The 18,572-nt window shown below is 60.3% G+C and carries 15 protein-coding genes; 4 read left to right on the top strand and 11 right to left on the bottom strand.

Translation table 11 applies throughout. The annotated features are described in order from the left end of the window. Positions 1 to 149: 149 nt before the first annotated feature. From purH to V6L81_RS00430, 11 genes are all read right to left on the bottom strand, one after another. Positions 150 to 1,757, bottom strand: coding sequence for a bifunctional phosphoribosylaminoimidazolecarboxamide formyltransferase/IMP cyclohydrolase (gene purH / locus V6L81_RS00480; protein ID WP_095019746.1), 1,608 nt, complete (start codon positions 1,755 to 1,757; stop codon positions 150 to 152). Positions 1,758 to 1,838: 81 nt separating this feature from the next. Continuing rightward, positions 1,839 to 2,159, bottom strand: a complete 321-nt coding sequence (fis, locus tag V6L81_RS00475) for a DNA-binding transcriptional regulator Fis (RefSeq protein ID WP_003439210.1) — start codon at positions 2,157 to 2,159, stop codon at positions 1,839 to 1,841. After that, on the bottom strand, positions 2,156 to 3,169 hold the full coding sequence (gene dusB / locus V6L81_RS00470; RefSeq protein ID WP_095020812.1) for a tRNA dihydrouridine synthase DusB: 1,014 nt from the start codon (positions 3,167 to 3,169) through the stop codon (positions 2,156 to 2,158). Before dusB ends, fis begins: the two co-directional genes overlap by 4 nt. 197 nt (positions 3,170 to 3,366) lie before the next feature. Beyond that, the gene (locus V6L81_RS00465; protein WP_095001098.1) at positions 3,367 to 4,620 is read right to left on the bottom strand and encodes a DUF3426 domain-containing protein; all 1,254 of its coding nucleotides are present in this window, start codon (positions 4,618 to 4,620) and stop codon (positions 3,367 to 3,369) included. Between the two features lie 30 nt (positions 4,621 to 4,650). Then, the gene (prmA, locus tag V6L81_RS00460) at positions 4,651 to 5,529 is read right to left on the bottom strand and encodes a 50S ribosomal protein L11 methyltransferase (protein WP_338660400.1); all 879 of its coding nucleotides are present in this window, start codon (positions 5,527 to 5,529) and stop codon (positions 4,651 to 4,653) included. Between the two features lie 272 nt (positions 5,530 to 5,801). After that, complete coding sequence (gene accC / locus V6L81_RS00455) at positions 5,802 to 7,160, bottom strand: acetyl-CoA carboxylase biotin carboxylase subunit (protein ID WP_095001029.1); 1,359 nt, start codon at positions 7,158 to 7,160, stop codon at positions 5,802 to 5,804. 17 nt (positions 7,161 to 7,177) lie between these two features. Continuing rightward, positions 7,178 to 7,636, bottom strand: a complete 459-nt coding sequence (gene accB / locus V6L81_RS00450) for an acetyl-CoA carboxylase biotin carboxyl carrier protein (RefSeq protein ID WP_095001030.1) — start codon at positions 7,634 to 7,636, stop codon at positions 7,178 to 7,180. A gap of 25 nt (positions 7,637 to 7,661) precedes the next feature. Beyond that, positions 7,662 to 8,117 carry a type II 3-dehydroquinate dehydratase gene (gene aroQ, locus V6L81_RS00445; protein ID WP_048360251.1) on the bottom strand — a complete coding sequence of 152 codons (456 nt, stop codon included), beginning with the start codon at positions 8,115 to 8,117 and terminating at the stop codon, positions 7,662 to 7,664. Between the two features lie 130 nt (positions 8,118 to 8,247). Continuing rightward, positions 8,248 to 10,014, bottom strand: coding sequence for a protein-disulfide reductase DsbD (locus tag V6L81_RS00440; RefSeq protein WP_338660399.1), 1,767 nt, complete (start codon positions 10,012 to 10,014; stop codon positions 8,248 to 8,250). 156 nt (positions 10,015 to 10,170) lie between these two features. Then, positions 10,171 to 11,214, bottom strand: coding sequence for a methyl-accepting chemotaxis protein (locus tag V6L81_RS24150; protein WP_404824669.1), 1,044 nt, complete (start codon positions 11,212 to 11,214; stop codon positions 10,171 to 10,173). 998 nt (positions 11,215 to 12,212) lie between these two features. Then, the gene (locus V6L81_RS00430; protein ID WP_095001033.1) at positions 12,213 to 13,856 is read right to left on the bottom strand and encodes a PleD family two-component system response regulator; all 1,644 of its coding nucleotides are present in this window, start codon (positions 13,854 to 13,856) and stop codon (positions 12,213 to 12,215) included. A gap of 243 nt (positions 13,857 to 14,099) precedes the next feature. Between V6L81_RS00430 and V6L81_RS00425 the strand changes: the two genes are divergently transcribed. The 4 genes from V6L81_RS00425 (at position 14,100) to speA (ending at position 18,514) form a co-directional block, all read left to right on the top strand. Further along, positions 14,100 to 15,167, top strand: coding sequence for a DUF2333 family protein (locus V6L81_RS00425; protein ID WP_095001034.1), 1,068 nt, complete (start codon positions 14,100 to 14,102; stop codon positions 15,165 to 15,167). Positions 15,168 to 15,170: 3 nt separating this feature from the next. Beyond that, positions 15,171 to 15,704, top strand: a complete 534-nt coding sequence (locus V6L81_RS00420; RefSeq protein WP_095026017.1) for an NUDIX hydrolase — start codon at positions 15,171 to 15,173, stop codon at positions 15,702 to 15,704. A gap of 310 nt (positions 15,705 to 16,014) precedes the next feature. After that, positions 16,015 to 16,386: a translation initiation factor Sui1 gene (locus tag V6L81_RS00415; RefSeq protein WP_016783399.1), complete on the top strand. Its 372-nt coding sequence runs from the start codon at positions 16,015 to 16,017 to the stop codon at positions 16,384 to 16,386. A gap of 208 nt (positions 16,387 to 16,594) precedes the next feature. Further along, positions 16,595 to 18,514 carry an arginine decarboxylase gene (gene speA, locus V6L81_RS00410; RefSeq protein WP_095001036.1) on the top strand — a complete coding sequence of 640 codons (1,920 nt, stop codon included), beginning with the start codon at positions 16,595 to 16,597 and terminating at the stop codon, positions 18,512 to 18,514. Positions 18,515 to 18,572 lie beyond the last annotated feature (58 nt).

The raw sequence follows: 18,572 nt of genomic DNA, 5'->3' as shown, positions 1-18,572 counted from the left end.
GCACCGCTGAGGTGCCTGAAGGCCGGGCTTTTGTGGGAGCCGGGCTTGCCCGCGATACAGGCACCTCGGTGTTTCAGACACTACCGAGGTGTTGCTGTCGCAGGCAAGCCAGCTCCCACAAAAGCCGGTGCCTACATGGGATCGTGCTGTTAGTGACGGAAGTGGCGCATGCCGGTGAACACCATGGCAATGCCCGCTTCGTCAGCGGCTGCAATCACTTCGTTGTCACGCATCGAGCCGCCTGGCTGGATCACGGCAGTGATGCCGGCTTTGGCTGCGTTGTCGATGCCGTCACGGAACGGGAAGAATGCGTCCGATGCCATGACCGCGCCCTGCACTTGCAGGCCGGCGTGTTCAGCCTTGATCGCAGCGATACGGGCCGAGTTTACGCGGCTCATCTGGCCTGCGCCGACACCGATGGTCTGACGACCCTTGGCGTAAACAATGGCGTTGGATTTTACGTACTTGGCCACTTTCCAGGCAAAGATCAGGTCGTTGATCTCTTGCTCGCTCGGGGCGCGCTTGGTCACGACTTTCAGGTCTTCGCTGCCGATCATCTCGATGTCGCGGCTCTGTACCAGCAAACCGCCGTTAACGCGTTTGAAGTCCCAGGCCGGGGCGCGATCTTCGCTCCACTGGCCGCAGGCCAGCAGGCGCACGTTGGCTTTGGCGGCCACGATGGCGCGGGCTTCTTCGCTCACGGACGGGGCGATGATCACTTCAACGAACTGACGCTCGACAATGGCCTTGGCCGTTTCGGCGTCCAGCTCACGGTTGAAAGCGATAATGCCGCCGAAAGCCGACTCGGTATCCGTGGCGTATGCCAGCTCGTAGGCCTGGCGAATGCCGCCTTCGGCGTCCGGGCTGACGGCAACGCCGCACGGGTTGGCGTGCTTGACGATGACGCATGCCGGTTTGACAAAGCTTTTTACACATTCCAGCGCGGCATCGGTATCGGCCACGTTGTTGAACGACAGTTCCTTGCCTTGCAGCTGGGTTGCAGTGGCAATGCTGACTTCGGTCGGCTTGGCTTCAACGTAGAACGCCGCTTTCTGGTGCGGGTTCTCGCCGTAGCGCATTTCCTGGGCCTTGATGAACTGGCTGTTGAAGGTGCGCGGGAACAGGCCGCGGTCTTCGGTGCTCAGTGTTTCAGCAGCCTGGTTCACGGTGCCCAGGTAGTTGGCGATCATGCCGTCGTAGGCGGCAGTGTGTTCGAAGGCCTTGAGCATCAGGTCGAAACGCTGCGCGTAGGTCAGGCCGCCGGCCTTGAGGTTTTCCAGAACATTGGCGTAGTCGCTGGCATTGACCACGATGGCCACGTCTTTGTGGTTTTTCGCTGCCGAGCGAACCATGGTCGGGCCACCGATATCGATGTTCTCGATGGCGGTCGGCAGGTCGCAACCTGGTTTGGAGATGGTGGCTTCGAACGGGTAGAGGTTGACCGCGACCAGGTCGATCGGCTTGATGCCGTGCTCGTTCATGATGTCGTCGTCGATGCCGCGACGGCCCAGGATGCCGCCGTGGATTTTCGGATGCAGGGTTTTCACCCGACCGTCCATCATTTCTGCAAAGCCGGTGTAGTCCGCGACTTCAACAGCGGCCACACCGTTGTCTTGCAGCAGCTTGAAGGTACCGCCAGTGGACAGGATCTCGACGCCGAGGGCTTCCAGTTCACGGGCGAAATCAAGGATTCCGGTTTTGTCGGAAACGCTGATTAGAGCGCGGCGGATCGGCAGGCGGGTAGTCTGATCGGTCATCTCGATTTCCATCAAAAGCAAAGGAGTCAGCAAAAAAGGCGGCCTGTTTTATCAGGACGCCTTTCAGGTTTGATTGAATGCTTACAGCAGATCGTACTGTTTGAGCTTTTTGCGCAAGGTGCCGCGATTGAGGCCCAGCAGCTCGGAGGCCTTGGTCTGGTTGCCCTTGACGTAGTTCATGACGCACTCGAGAAGGGGAGCCTCGACTTCGGAAAGTACCAGGTTGTAGACGTCCGTGACTTCAGCGCCCTCCAGATGGGCGAAATAATTGTGCAGCGCCTTCTCGACACTCCCGCGAAGGGTCTGGCCTTCTTCGCTCGGTGTATTGAGGTGCTGTTTCAAGTTGACGTTGTCGCTCACGGGCGTTGTTCCACTCACTAATGTCTCGGTCATCATCGTCATGCGGCCACCCATCCTTCGTCCCCTGTCACCAGGCTCTTGTGTCGTTCGGCGAAAAACGCCTGAACGTTGGCGCATTGTGCTTCCGTATCTTCCAAACGATTGAAGTGGGCGCGAAACTCCTTGGCGCCCGGCAAGGTTGCCAGATACCACCCGACATGCTTACGGGCGATACGTACGCCCAGCACCTCCCCATAGAAGGTGTGCAATGCAGCCAGGTGCTCTAGCAGAATACGTTCCACTTCGATCATCTCCGGTGCCGGCAGCAGTTGCCCGGTACGCAGAAAGTGATCGACTTCGCGGAAAATCCAGGGCCGCCCCTGGGCCGCCCTGCCAATCAACAGTCCGTCAGCCCCGGTCGCGCTCAGCACGTGCAGGGCCTTTTGGGGTGAATCGATATCGCCGTTGGCAAACACCGGTATCGACACGGCCTGCTTGATCGCGGCAATGGTGTCGTACTCGGCATCACCGGTGTACAGGTCGGCACGGGTTCTGCCGTGCACCGCCAGTGCGCTGATCCCGGCTTGTTCGGCGATCTTTGCCACCGTGATGCCGTTCTTGTTGTCCCGGTCCCAGCCGGTGCGGATCTTCAGGGTAACCGGCACATCAACCGCAGCCACGACGGCCTGCAGGATCTCGTTTACCAGTGCTTCGTCTTTCAGCAACGCGGAGCCGGCGGCCTTGTTGCAGACCTTCTTTGCCGGGCAACCCATGTTGATATCAATAATCTGTGCGCCCAGCTCCACATTGGCTCTGGCGGCGTCTGCCAGCATTTGCGCATCACCGCCGGCGATCTGTACCGAGCGTGGCTCGGGATCACCGTCGTGAATCATGCGCAGGCGCGATTTGCGACTGTTCCAGAGACTCATGTCACTGGTGACCATTTCCGAAACAACAAGGCCTGCACCCATGCGTCGGCAAAGCTGACGAAAGGGCTGGTCGGTGACACCCGCCATGGGGGCGAGAATCAAACCGTTGTTCAATGTATATGGGCCGATGCGTACCGCCGACATAGGACTTCCCTGTTGTGGGGCCGGATCTTGGGAGTTCGAAAAAGGGTTGGCATGATACCCGCTCTCGATGACTGGTTAAAGCTGCAATTGAGTGAATTTTGAACAATAAGCAGCAAGTTTCAAGGGTCAAGCGGCAAGCCGGTGCGCTTTAAACGTGTCGGTTACAGCTTAAAGCTAGCAACTTGTGCGAAACCCGCTCATTCGGGCGAGTGAAAACTCAGGCTGTAGTTCACGGCCTTGGGGCCCGGGTCGAGGATGTCCAGAGCAATGTGGATAGGGGTTTGCGGTGGCATTTCGGCTTTGGCCAAGTCACCGCTGAGGTATTCGCCAGGTTTAAACCGACGACTGGCGATCATTTTGCCGTTGAGATCGGCAAATCGCAGTTCCAGCAGCGGGAAGGGCTGAGAGAACGGTGCGCGATTGTAGAGGATTGCATCCACCACCAGCGCACCGGCGAATTCCGGATGGCTGCGTACCACCAGATTGCTGCTCTTGATCCGGTCGATATCGACCTTGGAGGGCACCGTACAGCCGATCTGCGGGCACAGCTGCTGGAAGATCGGGCGGTACTGGTCCTGGCGTGCCAGTTCGTCGAAGTGGTTGGCAATGTACTGCCCGGCCAGTGCGGCTGCGGCCAGGAGTACCAGCAAGCTCCAGAGCAGGCGTTTGCCCCAGGGCGTACGGCGTTTTTGCCAGTCCAGCTGCAGCGGATCGTCCACCAGATCCATCAGCGGGTCTTCGCCCATGGCCGGTTCATTGCGTTTGCGTCTGTCCTTGCTGACAGGCGCAGGCTCAGGGCGTGCGTCGTCCTCGTCCTCGGTGGCAGACAGTCGTTCGCCTGTCAGCGGCGGTTCGAGGTCGTCGTCCAGGGAAAGCTGAAGCGGCGGGGTATCGTCGGGTTCATCGAGGTCCAGTGACAATGACGGCTCGGTGCGTCCGGTTTGCGCAATCTCGGCGGCTTGCCCGGCAACCTTGGCGGATTCGGCGCGGTCTGCCGCAGATTCGCTGAACAGGCTGTCTGACCACTCACCTTCTTCTGCGTCAGAGGTTTCGCGACGAGCGCTTAGCGACGTGGTTTTGGGCTTGTGCGGTTGGCCAAAGCTTTTGCTGGGCTGGATTTCACGCTCTTCGAGCTTGGCCAGTTCTTCGTCCAGATCCAGATGGTCGAGATCGATCGTGCTGGTCTGCCACGGTGCCGGGTTGACCGGCACGGTTGGGGCAGGTACTTCGACAGGGGCAGGTTCGATCACTTCGGGCGCGGCGACGACGGGCATCTCCACGGCGGGCGGCTGCCCTGTTTCAGTGCTCTGGTTCAGCAGCTGCTGCGCGGCATTGAACACTTGCAGGCAGGCGCCACAGCGCACCACACCGCGCGCCATGCCCAATTGGGCGTGGCTGACGCGAAAACTGGTCTGGCAATGTGGGCACTGGGTAACGAAGCTATCGCTCATGCGGCCATCCGGATTGGGCATGGTTTCATTCTAGCGCCGACGGCCGCTGATGCGCACCCAGCCATCGCGATTGGCAATCGGGTCCAGATCGAAGTCCTGGGCGTAAGCGGCGGCCACTTCTTCGCCCTGTTCGGCGAGGATGCCCGACAGTGCCAGGCGACCACCCGGTTTGACCAGGCTCGACAGTTGCGGGGCCAAAGCAACCAGTGGGCCGGCGAGGATGTTGGCGACCACGACATCGGCCTGCACTTGTGGCATGTCTTGCGGCAGGTACAGCGGGAACAGGGCCTGGTCGATGCCGTTGCGGTTGGCGTTGTCGCGTGAGGCTTCCAGCGCCTGCACGTCGATATCGGTGCCGACGGCTTCCTTGGCTCCCAGCAACAGGGCTGCGATGGCGAGGATGCCCGAGCCGCAGCCGAAGTCCAGCACGTTGCAGTCTTTCAGGTCCTGACCGTCCAGCCATTCCAGGCACAGGGCGGTGGTCGGGTGGGTGCCGGTGCCGAAAGCCAGGCCCGGATCGAGCAGCAGGTTGACGGCATCCGGCTCGGGAGCCGCGTGCCAGCTTGGCACGATCCACAGGCGCTTGCCAAAACGCATCGGGTGGAAATTGTCCATCCAGCTGCGTTCCCAGTCCTGGTCTTCGATCACTTCGGCGTGATGCTCAGGCAGTGGCGAACCGGTCAGCAGTTCCAGATGGGAGAGTACGAGTTCGGCTTCGGTGCCGCCTTCGAACAGTGCCAGCAAATGGGTGTGCGACCACAGCGGGGTGGTGTTGAGCTCAGGTTCGAAGATCGGTTGGTCTTCGGCGTCCATGAACGTAACCGAAACGGCACCGACTTCGAGGAACGCGTCTTCGTAGGTTTCGGCTTGTTCCGGGCTGATGGCGAGGCGTACTTGCAGCCAAGGCATGGCGGGCACCTTTGAAAAATTGGAGTGTGCAGCCGGTCGGGCCGCGAGAAGCGCGCAAGTTTACGCGAGCGTAGGCATGGGGGGTAATCAAAAAACGATGAATGCAACGGATCCCTGGTGGGAGCGGGCTTGCTCGCGATACAGGCGACCTGGTCTGGCAGGTTGGCCCGTGTGAGGCCACCGCGAGCAAGCCCGCTTCCACAAGGGCAGTTGCCTGCCTTACAGAAACAACAAAGCCGCTCGAAAGCGGCTTTGTTGATCAGAATACAAACTTACTGGTTAGCCAGTTTGTGTTCCAGGTAGTGAATGTTGACGCCGCCTTTGCAGAAGCCTTCGTCATTCACCAGATCACGGTGCAACGGGATGTTGGTTTTGATCCCGTCGACCACGATTTCGTCCAGGGCATTGCGCATGCGCGCCATGGCTTCGTCACGGGTCGAGCCCCAGGTGATCAGCTTGCCGATCAGGGAGTCGTAGTTGGACGGAACCTTGTAGCCGCTGTACAGGTGCGAATCGACGCGAACGCCGTTGCCGCCCGGAGCGTGGAAGTGCTTGACCATGCCAGGGCTCGGCATGAACGTCGCCGGGTCTTCCGCGTTGATCCGGCACTCCAGCGAGTGACCGTGAATGTTCACGTCAGCCTGGGTGAAGGACAGCTTGTTGCCGGCTGCGATGCTCAACATCTCTTTGAGGATGTCGATGCCAGTGACCATTTCGGACACCGGGTGCTCTACTTGCACACGAGTGTTCATCTCGATGAAGTAGAAACGACCGTTCTCGTACAGGAACTCGAAAGTACCCGCGCCGCGGTAGTTGATGTCTACACAGGCCTGTACGCAACGTGCCAGAACTTCGGCGCGTGCGGTTTCGTCGATGCCCGGTGCCGGAGCTTCTTCCAGCACTTTCTGGTGACGACGTTGCAGCGAGCAATCGCGGTCGCCCAGGTGGATGGCATTGCCCTGGCCGTCGGAAATGACCTGAACTTCCACGTGACGCGGATTGGTCAGGTATTTCTCGAGATAGACCATCGGGTTGCTGAACCAGGCGCCGGCTTCTTCGCGGGTCTGTTTGGCAGCTTCGATCAGGTCTTCTTCACGGTGCACAACGCGCATACCGCGACCACCACCGCCGCCAGCGGCCTTGATGATTACCGGATAGCCGACTTCACGGCCAATGCGCAATGCGGTTTCAGGGTCTTCCGGCAGCGGGCCGTCAGAACCTGGAACGGTCGGAACGCCTGCTGCGATCATGGCGTGCTTGGCCGATACCTTGTCGCCCATCAGGCGAATGGTGTCGGCTTTCGGGCCGATGAAGGCAAAACCGGATTTCTCGACCTGTTCGGCGAAGTCGGCGTTTTCAGCCAAAAAGCCGTAGCCCGGGTGAATCGCCGTGGCACCGGTCACTTCCGCGGCCGCGATGATGGCCGGAATGTGCAGGTAAGACAGGTTGGCCGGTGCCGGACCGATGCAGACGGTTTCGTCTGCCAGGCCCAGGTGCATCAGCTCTTTGTCGGCAGTGGAGTACACCGCGACAGTCTTGATCCCCATTTCCTTGCACGCCCGCAGGATGCGCAAAGCAATCTCGCCACGGTTGGCGATCAGGACTTTTTCCAGCTTCTGAGGCTTCAACATCGTTGGCTCCCCGTGGTTCAAACGATGGTGAACAGCGGTTGGTCGAACTCAACCGGCTGACCGTTTTCTACCAGGATGGATTCGATAACACCGGCTTTTTCGGCGGTGATGTGGTTCATCATTTTCATCGCTTCCACGATGCAAATGGTGTCGCCGACCTTGACGGTCTGGCCCACTTCAACGAAGGCAGGCGAGGTAGGCGCCGGGGTGCGGTAGAAGGTACCGACCATTGGCGACTTGACCACAAAACCGTTCAGTTTCGGTGCAGCAGGCGCTTCGGTCACGGTGGCAACCGGGGCAACAGCCACTGGCGCTGCAGCAGGCGCTTGCATTGGGGCTGGCGCGTAGTACTGCTGGGCAGGTGTCTTGCTGTGACGGCTGATACGTACGGACTCTTCGCCTTCTTTGATTTCCAGCTCGTCGATGCCGGACTCTTCCAGCAGCTCGATCAGTTTCTTAACTTTACGGATATCCATGAATCGTCAACTCCCAATGGGTCGGTCAGGGGCGTTTAGCTTGTAGTTCAAGCTGTTCCAGGGCGGCCTCCAAGGCCAGTCGATAACCGCTGGCGCCAAGGCCGCAGATCACACCTACCGCAACGTCGGAGAAGTAGGAGTGATGGCGGAAAGGTTCGCGTTTGTGCACGTTAGACAAATGCACTTCGATGAATGGGATGCTCACCGCCAGCAGCGCGTCACGTAATGCCACGCTGGTGTGGGTAAAAGCCGCCGGGTTGATCAGAATAAAATCCACCCCTTCGTTGCGGGCAGCGTGTACGCGGTCGATCAATTCATACTCGGCGTTGCTTTGCAGGTAGAGCAAATGGTGGCCGGCATCACGGGCCCTTTGTTCCAGATCCTGATTGATTTGCGCCAGGGTGGTAGCGCCGTAGACGCCCGGCTCGCGGGTGCCGAGCAGGTTCAGGTTGGGGCCGTGTAGTACCAGGAAAGTCGCCATCTGCTGTTCCTTATTATCTGTGTGCAGTTGTCAGTGCCGGGCGACTATGCCGAAAAGCGGATTCGCTGTCCAGTTAACTGCAATAGCCAGCACGATGACCGATGTTCGCGAAAAGTTTGTGACTGAGGCTCTAGATCTGGTCATTCGCGATCGCAACACGTTCGGCGAAGTCCGCGGCATTGATCTCGCCGATGACCCGTTGGTCACTTATTTCGGCTCCCTCCTTGCCGAAGAACATCAGTGCCGGAGGGCCGAACAATTTGTAGTGATCGAGCAGGGCGCGTTGTTCGGCATTGCTGGCAGTCATATCGAAACGCACCAGTCGGTAACCCTTGAGCAGATCCAGCACCCTGGGGTTATTCAGCACCTCATGTTCGATCACTTTGCAACTGATGCACCAGTCGGCGTACCAGTCCAGCAACAGTGGTTGCCCAGCGGCTTTGGCCTGGGCCAGTGCGCTGTCCAGTTCGGCCGGGGTGCTGACAGTGAGCCATTGGCCTGCTGGTACTGCAGAACCATTTGCGGCGCTGGCAACCGGTTGGGAATGGCCGATGGGGTTGAGCGGATCGCTCTGACCGCTCAGGGCGCCAAACCAGCAGGCCAGGGCATAGATCAGTAAAAACAGGCCCAGCAGTTGAGCCAGACGCTGGCGCGGGGCTTTGCTGGTGAACTCGAGGGTGCCAAGGAACAAACTGACACCCGCCGCCAGCGCGCCGATCAGCAGCAGCGTGACCGGCCCGGGCAGCACGCGGCTGAGCAGGCCGATTGCCAGGCCGAGCAGCAGTACGCCAATCGCGTTTTTCACACTGACCAGCCACGGTCCGCTTTTTGGCAGCCAGGCCGCACCACCGGTTGCGACCAACAGCAACGGTGCGCCCATCCCCAGGCCCAGGGCGAACAGCTTCAAGCCGCCACCCAGCGCATCGCCACTGGCGCTGATGTACAGCAGCGCCCCGGCCAGCGGCGCCGATACACAAGGAGAAACCAGCAGGCTGGAGACCACGCCCAGCACCGCCGCGCCCCACAGCGAGCCACCCTGGGTGCGATTGGCGACACGGTCGAGGCGATTGCTGATGGCTTGCGGCAGTTTCAGTTCAAATACACCGAACATGGCGAGGGCGAAAATCGCGAAGAACAGCGCGAAAGGCACCAGCACCCACACCGATTGCAAACGTGCCTGCAAATTGAGTTGCGCACCGAACATGCCCATCAAGGCGCCCAGCAGGGCAAAGCAGGCCGCCATCGGCAACACGTAGGCCAGCGACAGGCTGAAGCCGCGCCGCCCGCCCACCTGGCCGCGCAACACCACGCCCGACAGAATCGGCAGCATCGGCAGTACGCAGGGAGTAAATGTTAGGCCCAGGCCGGCCAGGAAAAACAGCGCCAGTTCGCGCCAGTTCCACGCGGTTGCCGGTTCGCCGGTGCTGGTGGCTGTGACGCCATCGATGCTCAGGCGCTCGGTTTCCGGCGGGTAGCACAGGCCCTTGTCGGCACAGCCCTGGTAGGTGACCACCAGGGTGAAGGGGCGCTGGTCTTTGGCCGGGCGCGGGATATCGACGTCAAGAATCCCGTGATAGACCTCGACATTGCCAAAGTACTCATCGTGTTTGGCTTCGCCGGGGGGCAGTTGCGCGGTGCCCAGGGCGATATCGGCGGGTTCGGTCTTGAAGGCGAACTTGTGCCGGTACAGGTAATAGCCTTCGGTGGGCACGAAGCGCAGCTTGATCGACTCGGGTGTGCTGCTGATGAGGTTGAGCTTGAAGGCTTCGCGTACTGGCAGAAAGTCGCTGCTGTTGTTGATGGCGCCCAGGGTTGCGCTGGGGCGGTTATCCAGCAAGCCCGCGCCCATGGCAGGCACGGCAAACAGCAGACACAGGAGCAAAAGCAGGCGGCGCATAGGAATCTCGCAAATCAAACGTGGGGGCATGATAGCGCGGTGCATGGGTATGTGGGTGTGTGGGAGCGGGCTTGCTCGCGATTGCATCACCGTGGTCATGCAGGTAGACCGAGTCGTCGGTATCGCGAGCAAGCCCGCTCCCACAAGGGGGGCGGGTTACACCCGAAACGCCTGCACCGCGGTGTTGAGTTCTGACCCCAGCGTCAGTAGCTGCTGGCTCTGGTCGCGGGCAATGCCGATACGTTGCAGGTTTTCGTCCCCCAGTACGTGAATCCGTTCACCGTGATCGCGGATCTCACCGACCGCCCCCGTCTGCTGCGCGGTAACGTCGGCGATGCGTACGGCGGTAGTGGAGATGGTGGCAATCGCCCCGACAATTTCATCCAGTGCCCCATCTGCGTCCTGGGCTTGCTGGGCGGTGGCCCGGGCGTGGGTCACTTGTGCGCGGATGCCCTCAACCGATTGGCGGGCGGCCAGTTGCAGGCCGCCAATCAGGGTCTGGATTTCGTTGGTCGCGCCTGCGGTGCGCTGTGCCAGCGAGCGCACTTCTTCCGCGACCACGGCAAAGCCGCGGCCCATTTCACCGGCGCGGGCCGCTTCGATAGCGGCATTCAGGGCCAGCAGGTTGGTCTGGTCGGCAATCGATCGAATCACCGTCAACACGCCACCGATGGTGGCCGACTCTTCGGCCAGGCGTTCGATGGTTTGCGCGTTACCTTGTACTTCACCGACCAGGGCATGCAGCCCGGTCAGGCTCTGGCCAATCACCCGTTGCCCCTGGGCCACCGCAAGGCCGGCACTGCGGCTGGCATCGGCAGCCTGGCTGGCGTCGCCCGCCACCTGGGAAATGGTGGCCTCCAGCTCACCCAGCGCGTCGCGGATTTGTGCGCTATCGCCGGCCTGGCGCTCGGCGCCGCTATGCAGTCCGGAGCTCAGCTCGGCCAGGGTCCGGCTGCTGCCGGCCACTTGCTCGGCATTCAGGCGCAAGGTGCCCACCAGGTTCACCAGATAGCTGCGCAGGCGGTTTAGTGACGCCTCGATATCACGCAATTCCCGGTTGGTTTTACCCAATTGAATGTCGCGGCTGAAATCACCTTCGGCCCAGGTCGACAGCAGCGGTGCAAGGTAGGTCAGTACCCGCGCCAGTTTGCGCTGCAAGGTGTCGATCAGGAGTGCGATCAACAGGATAAGGCCAATCATCAGGCCCTGGATCAGCCGCACTTCATTCTGGATTTGCCCGTGTTCGGCGCGCACAACGGGCTCCAGCCCGGCAATGGCCTGCTGTACGGCGTTGAGCTTGAGGTGGGTGGCGGCGCTGAGCTGGCTGCGTTGTTCGATCTGGTCCCGGGTGCGCTTGAGTTCTGCGGGGTAGCGGCTTAGCAGGCTGTTAAGTTCGCGCTTGAGAGCAATTCCTGCATCTTCGGCTTGGGTTGTTTCGGTGGGATCAAGGCCCATCATCGCGGCAAAATCATCGGTGCCCGAGGCACTTTTACTGCTCACGCCCAGCAGGGGCAGGGCGTCGATTTGCCTGGCCTGGAGCTCAATGCTGTCCAGCTCACGTTCCACATCGCCGGCCAGTTCACTGCGTCCGCTACTGACCAGTTTTTCGCGGGCGAGGGACAGCTTGGCCAGGTGTTGCGAGGCAGTGAACAGCAGGGGCAGATAAGCGCGGGCCTCGTTGGAAGTGGCGTCACTGGCATATTGGCCGAGTTGTTCCAGGCCGGCGCTCAGCTCGCGTTCGGCCTGTAGCAGTAAGGCCTGGGGGTCGCCGGCCAGTTTGCCAGCGGCCAGCAGTTCGGAATTGCTGTAGGTGCTGAGGTTTTCCAGGCTGGGGCGCAGTGCATCGGCCAGTGCGGGCGGCAAAGGAGTGAGTTCGCTTTTGAGAGTGTCGAGGGCGCTGTTGGCATCACTCAGGCGCAGGGCGTCACCGCTGGCCAGGTAGTCCTCGATATTGCGTGCCACTGTGTTGTGGAACTGCTGCGAAAGGCTCAAGTAGCGTTCCATCAGCAAAAATGGGCGTTCCAGGGCCTGTTGTGACCACCACAAGGTTGCACCCAGCGCGAGGCACACGGCGACCAGCAATAGCGTGTTGAGGTTGGTTAGCAGCTTGAGGCGCATGTGGGATTTTGCCTACTACACAGTCAGAAGCGGCAAAAGTTATTGCACTTAAGTTACAGCGTTGTGACGAAAACTCGGGATCAGGGACAAATAGTGGCAATTGGCCTTGTCTGGTGAAAGGGTTGTACCTGATTGCGCCCATTGTTCTTGGCGCGGTACAGCGCCTCATCGGCCTGGGAGGCCATTTGCAGGCTGTCGGCTTCGCCCTGCATCTGCACCACGCCTGCGCTGAAGGAGCACGACAGGTCTGCGGGCTGGGCCGGGTAGTGGATTTCGGCAAAGCGCTGGCGAATCTGATTGAGTACCTTATAGGCCGACTCTTGATCGGTGTCAGGCATCACAATCGCGAATTCCTCGCCGCCGTAGCGGCCAATAAAGTCGCTTTTGCGCAGGCGCTGCTTGAGAAACAGCGCCAGGCTCTTGATCACCCGGTCGCCCATGGGGTGGCCGTAGCCATCGTTGACGTGCTTGAAGTGATCGAGGTCGAGCATGGCAAAGCTCAAGGGGCGGTTCTCGCGGCGGGCGCGAAAGGTGCAGTCTTCGAGCAGTTGCAGGATATGGGTGTGGTTGTACAACCCGGTCAGGCTGTCGCGCACCATCCGCGCCTTGAGATGGCGGGCGCGCACGGCACGGTTGCGTACGGTGGTGATCAGATGGCGCGGCTGGATTGGCTTGGTCAGGAAGTCATCGCCGCCCTCGCTCATGGCATCAAGCTGCTTGTCCATATCGTCTTCGGCCGACAGATAAATGATTGGCACGCTGACGTAGCGGTCGTTGTGGCGGATGACCTTGGCCAACTCGGTGCCAGTGCAGGAGGGCATGTACATGTCGAGGATGATCAGGTCTGGCTGGAAGTCTGCCAGCTCGGCCATCGCCTGGATCGGATCGATCAGGGTGCGGGTAACAATGCCTGCGCTGTTGAGCAGGCGCTCGGTGTGCAGCGCCTGGGCCCGGGAGTCGTCAATGATCAGCACTTTGTAGGGCTCATATTGGGCGACACAGGTCAGCACCTCGATTTTCTCCATCAGGCTGGAGGCTTCCAGGGTGCCGGTCAAAAACGCCTGCCCGCCTGCGCGCACCGCTGCAAGGCGGGTCGGGGTGTCGGTTTCATGCAGGCTGAAAAACAGCAGCGGCAATTTTTGCTCAAGACCGGCTTGGGCCTGGGCGGCCAGTTCAAGGCCAAAACCGGGGCTGGCAAAGTCCACGTCCATCACAATGGCGGCCGGATGACGCTCGGCCATGGCCTGACGAAATGCTGCCGGGCTGCTGATCGCCTGGGCGCTGAGCTCGAAAAACTCTAGCTGCCTGGCTAGTCGGTCGGCGCGCGGCAGGTCTTGCAGCAGGATATACACCGGCTTGCGCAGCGGTGGCAGGTTGATATTTCCCATCAAGTCGCCCTGACGCAAGCCGGTGCGTGACAGGCGCTGCATAAGGCGATTGAGTTCGGTGATGATCGAGCTGCTCAGGCGGCTCTGGTTGGCGGCCATGTCCTGCAGCGCCAGGCCGATGGCCCGCGCCAGCGCGGTATGCTCCGGTTGCTCGAAGCGCTCGGCAAAGCGCAGCAGGCGCAAATTGGCGTCGTCGAGCTCGGCCAGGCCGGCAGGCGACCACTCATTGGCCTGCAGACGTTGCCAGATCTCAAGGATCTGGCGGGCCTGGTGGGTGACACGCTGGGCAAAGTGGTTTTTCAGACGCTCGCGACTGGGATCTTCTTGCTCGGTCATAACCTGGCTGCTGGGTAGGGAGGCATGCTGAAATCGAATGATGGCTCTATGCTAGCAGCTCATTGCAAATCTACGAGTTTCTCCTTGAAATTAACTGTCGGGCAGCCATATTGCCCATCACCTGTGCGCTTGTTCTATAGTGCCGGGCGTAGTGGCCCCCTGAGATAAAAAGCGTGCATGCAAGGCACGATGGGTTAGGGTTGTGGTCGAACCGTTGAATCAAGCATATGAAAGGATATAGCCATGCTGGACTGGAAAAAACGTGAGGGCACAGCCCGCGAATCGGTCAAAGAGCCCAAAATACAGTCGCGTGGCTATTTCAAGAGCATCCTGCTGAGCCGTTCCATCGCGGTGCTGGTAGGGATTTTTGTGCTGGTGAACCTGGGTCTGGGCTGGTACTGGAGCCAGGAGCCGGATCTGTTCCCGGTGCAGCAAAACGCGCAATTGGCGGCCGAAAAAGAAGGCAAACAGATGGTGCCGGGCTTCACCACCGTCGAAACCCTCAAGACCGTGGCCGGCACATTGCTGAGCAAACCGGGCGGTTACCTGTCCAATGACCGTTTTCCACCGGGCATTTTTCTGGACAACATCCCTAGCTGGGAATACGGCGTTCTGGTGCAGGTGCGCGACCTGACCCGCGCCCTGCGCAAAGACTTCGCCCGTTCACAGTCGCAGTCTGCGGAAGATGCCGATCTGGCCAAGGCCGAGCCGCGTTTCAACTTTGACAACAAAAGCTGGATGCTGCCGTCCAGCGAATCCGAATACCAGGAAGGCATCAATTCCCTGAGCCGTTATCAGGCACGCCTGTCTGACCCTAACCAGAAAAACGCCCTGTTCTATGCCCGCGCCGACAACCTCAACAACTGGTTGGGTGATGTCGGCACCCGTCTGGGCTCCCTGTCGCAACGCCTGTCGGCCAGCGTGGGTCGGGTCAAGCTCAACAGCGCGCTGAAAACCGAAAGCCTGCAACCGGGTCAGGTGCCGGTGGTGGATGAAGAAGTGGTAGAAACCCCGTGGATGCAGATCGACAACGTGTTCTATGAAGCCCGTGGTCAGGCCTGGGCGCTGTCACACTTGCTGCGTGCCATTGAGGTCGACTTTGCCGATGTGCTGGCGAAAAAGAACGCCACGGTCAGCGTGCGCCAGATCATTCGCGAGCTGGAAGCGGCGCAAGAACCGGTCTGGAGCCCGATGATCCTCAATGGCAGCGGCTATGGCGTGCTGGCCAACCATTCGCTGGTCATGGCCAACTATATTTCCCGCGCCAACGCGGCGGTCATGGACTTGCGTCAATTGTTGTCGCAAGGCTAAGCAATGGCCATTTCAGCCTTGGAGGCCGCACACCGTGCGGCCTCTGATGTCGAGCAAGTTGCCTGGGTGGATCGCGATGATCGCCTGCTGGGCGGCCTGCCCCGTCATGAATTGCGCGAGCGCGGCCTGATTGGACGAGGTACGTTCATTTTGCTGTTCAACTCTGCCGGGGAGCTGTGCGTGCATCAACGCACCCTGAGCAAAGCGCTGTACCCGGGGTTCTGGGATGTGGCAGCGGGCGGCATGGTCGGGGTGAATGAAACCTACGCCGAATCGGCGGCCCGTGAGTTGGCCGAAGAACTGGGTGTGAGTGGTGTGCCGCTGACGGCCCATGAGCGCTTTTACTTCGAGGCTCCGCAAAACCATCTGTGGTGCGCAGTGTTTTCAGCGGTGTGGGACGGCCCGTTGCAGGTGCAGCCCGAGGAAGTGCAGCAAGCGTGCTTTATGCCGGTGGCCGAGGCATTGCACCTGAGTACGCAACTGGACTACTGCCCTGACTCACTGGATGCGCTCAAGCGTTATATGACCCAGGGCTGACGTTGATTCCCCCTGTGGGAGCGGGCTTGCTCGCGATTCAGTCGACCCGGTTTTTCAGTTGCACCGCTGCGATCCCATCGCGAGCAAGCCCGCTCCCACAAGTTCGTGGCTGGCGCTTTAAAAAATGCCGCCGATTGGCTATTGGGATGCAGCGATTTTGTCGTTACACTGCGCGACCTTTTTCAGGCTCAGGCGGTTTTCCCTCCTGAGTTGCGCTGCCCCTGCCAGAGTGGGGCTTCGCGGTCGGTACACCCTGGCGCAACAGCGCCAGGCACCGGCCAATTATTTGTCCTCCGAATGAGGATTGCCGGTGGCCAAAAAAGCCGCATCCTTCGCCGCCCTGGGTGGCCTGGTATTTTCCACCGACGCAGGTCGTCACTGTCCGGACTGCCGTCAGCCGGTGGACGCCTGTACCTGCAAACAAACCCTGATCCCCGAAGGTGACGGTATCGCTCGCGTGCGCCGCGAAAGCAAAGGCCGCGGCGGCAAGACGGTGACCACCATCACCGGCGTGCCGTTGGCTGAAGACGCACTCAAGGAACTGGCCACGACGTTGAAAAAACGCTGCGGCACCGGTGGCGCGTTGAAAGACGGCATCATCGAGATCCAGGGCGACCACGTCGAACTGCTGCTGGCCGAGCTGGTCAAGCACGGTTTCAAAGCCAAGAAGTCCGGCGGCTAGCAGCCTCTGTGAAAGCCACCGCACAGCCGTTCTGGCGCCCCTCGAAGGCTGGTCAGAGCGTGCTCGCCATGGTTTTCACAGAGCCTGTTATCACCGGTTTCTAAACTCGGCGCTATTGTCAGGGTCTGACTAATCGTCACGTTCACACTTTAGACTGCGCCAGCCTGCTTTCAGGCTGGGCTATTTGACTTATTTATAGGGGACTTCGATGTCCGTACGACGCACACGCAAAGACGATGGCAGCCAATGGACAGTTGCGGACAGCCGCAGTGTTTACGGGATTCGCCATTGGGGGGCCGGGTATTTCGCGATCAATGAAGCCGGTCGCGTAGAAGTCCGTCCGAACGGCCCGAACAGCTCGCCCATCGATTTGTACGAGCAGGTCGACGAGCTGCGCAAGACCAGCGGTTTGTCCTTGCCGTTGCTGGTGCGTTTCCCGGATATCCTGCAAGACCGTGTACGCCAGCTGACCGGCGCATTCGATGCCAACATCGCGCGCCTGGAATACCAGAGCGAATACACCGCGCTGTACCCGATCAAGGTTAACCAGCAGGAAGCGGTGATCGAAAACATCATCGCTACCAAGAACGTGTCGATCGGTCTTGAAGCCGGCTCCAAGCCCGAGCTGCTGGCCGTGCTGGCCCTGGCGCCCAAGGGCGGCACCATCGTCTGCAATGGTTACAAGGACCGTGAGTTCATCCGCCTGGCGCTGATGGGCCAGAAGCTGGGTCACAACGTCTTTATCGTGATCGAGAAAGAATCCGAAGTAGACCTGGTGATCGAAGAAGCAGCCTCGCTCAAGGTCAAGCCACAGGTTGGCCTGCGCGTGCGCCTGTCGTCCCTGGCGTCGAGCAAGTGGGCTGACACCGGCGGTGAAAAATCCAAGTTCGGTCTTTCTGCCGCGCAATTGCTGTCGGTGGTTGAGCGCTTCCGAGCGGCCGGTCTGGACCAGGGCATCCGCCTGCTGCACTTCCATATGGGCTCGCAGATCGCCAACCTGGCGGACTACCAGCACGGTTTCAAGGAAGCGATCCGCTATTACGGCGAACTGCGCAACCTCGGCCTGCCGGTTGACCATATCGACGTGGGCGGCGGTCTGGGCGTGGATTACGACGGTACCCACTCGCGCAACGCCAGTTCGATCAACTACGACATGGACGATTACGCCGGTGTGGTTGTGGGTATGCTCAAAGAGTTCTGCGATGCGCAGAGCCTGCCGCACCCGCACATCTTCTCCGAGAGTGGCCGTTCCCTGACCGCCCACCACGCCATGCTGGTGGTGCAGGTGACCGACGTCGAGAAACACAACGACGACGTGCCGGTGATCGAAAACAAGGAAAGCCTGCCGGAAACCGTGCAATGGCTGGTGGACCTGCTGGGGCCGACCGACATTGAGATGGTCACCGAAACCTACTGGCGCGCCACGCACTACATGAGCGATATCGCTGCCCAGTACGCTGATGGCAAAATCACCCTGGCGGAAAAGGCCCTGGCCGAACAGTGCTACTTCGCGGTGTGCCGTCGCCTGCACAACTCGCTGAAAGCGCGTCAGCGTTCCCACCGTCAGGTGCTGGACGAGCTCAACGACAAGCTGGCCGACAAGTACATCTGCAACTTCTCGGTGTTCCAGAGTCTGCCGGACACCTGGGCGATTGGCCAGGTACTGCCGATCCTGCCGCTGCATCGTCTCAACGAAGAGCCGCTGCGTCGCGCCGTGCTGCAAGACCTGACCTGTGACTCCGACGGCAAGATCAAGCAATACGTCGACGAGCAGAGCATCGAAACCAGCCTGCCGGTGCACGGGCTGAACGAAGGTGAAGACTACCTGCTGGGGATCTTCCTGGTGGGCGCTTACCAGGAAATCCTCGGTGACATGCACAACCTGTTCGGTGACACCGACTCGGTGAACATCTACCAGAACGAAGACGGCAGCGTGTACCACGCCGGTATCGAGACCCATGACACCATCGAAGACATGCTGCGCTACGTGCACTTGTCGCCTGAAGAGCTGATGAACCACTACCGCGACAAAGTGGCCAGCGCCAGCATCAGTGCCAAGGAGCGTACCCAGTACCTCGACGCACTGCGCCTGGGCCTGACCCGCTCGTCGTACCTGTCGAGCCACTGATCCCCACGGGCTTCAGAGCTGACCGAAAAACGCCGGCCTGTGCATTGCACGGGCCGGC

Origin of the sequence: Pseudomonas bubulae (assembly GCF_037023725.1) — a bacterium.
Taxonomy (GTDB): Bacteria; Pseudomonadota; Gammaproteobacteria; order Pseudomonadales; family Pseudomonadaceae; genus Aquipseudomonas; species Aquipseudomonas bubulae.
This window is presented reverse-complemented; position numbering and strand designations above follow the sequence as displayed.

Bases quoted from the DNA above. Each gene is read 5' to 3' on its own strand.
- purH (WP_095019746.1), bottom strand. From the start codon at position 1,757: ATGACCGATCAGACTACCCGCCTGCCGATCCGCCGCGCTCTAATCAGC.
- fis (WP_003439210.1), bottom strand. From the start codon at position 2,159: ATGACGATGATGACCGAGACATTAGTGAGTGGAACAACGCCCGTGAGC.
- dusB (WP_095020812.1), bottom strand. From the start codon at position 3,169: ATGTCGGCGGTACGCATCGGCCCATATACATTGAACAACGGTTTGATT.
- V6L81_RS00465 (WP_095001098.1), bottom strand. From the start codon at position 4,620: ATGAGCGATAGCTTCGTTACCCAGTGCCCACATTGCCAGACCAGTTTT.
- prmA (WP_338660400.1), bottom strand. From the start codon at position 5,529: ATGCCTTGGCTGCAAGTACGCCTCGCCATCAGCCCGGAACAAGCCGAA.
- accC (WP_095001029.1), bottom strand. From the start codon at position 7,160: ATGTTGAAGCCTCAGAAGCTGGAAAAAGTCCTGATCGCCAACCGTGGC.
- accB (WP_095001030.1), bottom strand. From the start codon at position 7,636: ATGGATATCCGTAAAGTTAAGAAACTGATCGAGCTGCTGGAAGAGTCC.
- aroQ (WP_048360251.1), bottom strand. From the start codon at position 8,117: ATGGCGACTTTCCTGGTACTACACGGCCCCAACCTGAACCTGCTCGGC.
- V6L81_RS00440 (WP_338660399.1), bottom strand. From the start codon at position 10,014: ATGCGCCGCCTGCTTTTGCTCCTGTGTCTGCTGTTTGCCGTGCCTGCC.
- V6L81_RS24150 (WP_404824669.1), bottom strand. From the start codon at position 11,214: ATGATTGGCCTTATCCTGTTGATCGCACTCCTGATCGACACCTTGCAG.
- V6L81_RS00430 (WP_095001033.1), bottom strand. From the start codon at position 13,856: ATGACCGAGCAAGAAGATCCCAGTCGCGAGCGTCTGAAAAACCACTTT.
- V6L81_RS00425 (WP_095001034.1), top strand. From the start codon at position 14,100: ATGCTGGACTGGAAAAAACGTGAGGGCACAGCCCGCGAATCGGTCAAA.
- V6L81_RS00420 (WP_095026017.1), top strand. From the start codon at position 15,171: ATGGCCATTTCAGCCTTGGAGGCCGCACACCGTGCGGCCTCTGATGTC.
- speA (WP_095001036.1), top strand. From the start codon at position 16,595: ATGTCCGTACGACGCACACGCAAAGACGATGGCAGCCAATGGACAGTT.